We start from the raw sequence: 1,431 nt of genomic DNA, 5'->3' as shown, positions 1-1,431 counted from the left end.
ACCAGTGTCTACAAGCTGGCAGCGGATATGTTCACGGATAACAAGATCAAGTATGACCAGCTTAACGAAGCGGCCCGTCAGTACGACCTTGGTTACGGATTTAAGCAGGACGAGATGAAACTGGCGGCGCAGAACCAGGCATTCAACCAGGCATTCAACCAGGCGCAGCAGCGGTGGCAGAACGGGTTGGTACAGAAATACGACAATAACGGCAAATGGAATTACAGCGAGTCGTTTGGATACGAGTATTAATTCACGGAGGAACACCATGTATATCGGATCGGATGGCAGAGTCTATCAGAACAAATTCGAGTCACTGGGCCATGGCACCAAAATGCCCGGTTACGCTGAAGAACAGCACGCCATCAACCAGCGCCTTGGCGATCTAGCCAGGCGACAGCAGGAATACAATGGGCAAGAACAGCAACAGGCATTGACCCAGCAATCCATCGACAAGAACGATACCGACCTGTTCTATGACCGCCAGCAGCAGCACGATGAACTGGTCAACCGGCAGTACGGGATCGGTCAGACCGGCAGGCAGTCACCCATGCCGCCAGCACCGCAAGGCAGTCAGACCGGTTATGGTATGCCCATGGAGAGAAAGGAAACGGTGGTCAGCCCACTGACGCAAGATGCCGGTAAGCTGAACCGGATGCTGCAAAAGTACCATCAGGGGCAGGACCCACGGGATGCAGAGGATGCTATTAATTTTATCAACCAGCACCCCGGTATTAAGGCCGGTAACGTATCCTCCATCCAAATGAACCACAGCGACCGCAACGAAGACCCGCTGGTCAGCCTGCTCAGTGACGATGGCAACCCGGTCAAGCAGTTCTATCTCAGCTCCCTGTCCAACCTGAACAACTTTGCCGGTCAACGGCAGCAAACCTACGACCCCGGCAATAAGGGCGTCAGCGATGTCGGCAAATTGATGGAGCAACTTATGCCCATGGCTGAAGCCATGGCTACCCAGTCACTGGCCGGTCAGAACCTGAAACCGGACGAACTGTCCATGCTCAAGCCTCCCGCCGTCAGAGCCGCACTGGACCAGTTGATGAAACCCTACCAACCCCGCAACCCCGGTTATCAAAATGGACCAACACAATACCAGAACGATAACCCGGACTTTGACCTGTTTGGTCCCAGAGGGGCAGAGGCTGAAACCCAGGGCCAGGACTACCGGCAGCGTATTGATGACCTCACCGCAGCCCCACCACCACCCATCGGCACACCTGCAACAGCAGCACCGAAACAGGGCAACGGTTATGGCTTCGGTGGCAACAGTATGCTGCCCGGAAGCTGGCGAAAGTACCTGCCCCAGAACAACCCCAACCACCGCTAATAAACCTCTGCCCACTGCCCACTGCCAACTGCCCACTAATCTTCACGGACGACCCTATGAACTGGCACGATTTTATTGCGACGCCC

General features: G+C 55.2%; 2 protein-coding genes. Both read left to right on the top strand.

Annotation, left to right across the window (positions count from 1 at the left end; genetic code table 11):
* Positions 1-252: hypothetical protein (locus tag ACO6V1_RS23905; protein ID WP_422469090.1), on the top strand; the 252-nt coding region annotated here is incomplete at its 5' end.
* Positions 253-268: 16 nt separating this feature from the next.
* Positions 269-1,345, top strand: coding sequence for a hypothetical protein (locus tag ACO6V1_RS23900; RefSeq protein WP_422469088.1), 1,077 nt, complete (start codon positions 269-271; stop codon positions 1,343-1,345).
* The last annotated feature ends 86 nt before the right edge of the window (positions 1,346-1,431 follow it).

This window comes from Endozoicomonas sp. ALC013 (assembly GCF_049310205.1).
Taxonomy (GTDB): domain Bacteria; phylum Pseudomonadota; class Gammaproteobacteria; order Pseudomonadales; family Endozoicomonadaceae; genus Endozoicomonas.
The sequence above is the reverse complement of the archived record's forward strand: the minus strand, read 5'-3'. Positions and strand labels throughout refer to the sequence as shown.

Coding starts and splice junctions, on each gene's coding strand:
- ACO6V1_RS23900 (WP_422469088.1), top strand. CDS start 269: ATGTATATCGGATCGGATGGCAGAGTCTATCAGAACAAATTCGAGTCA.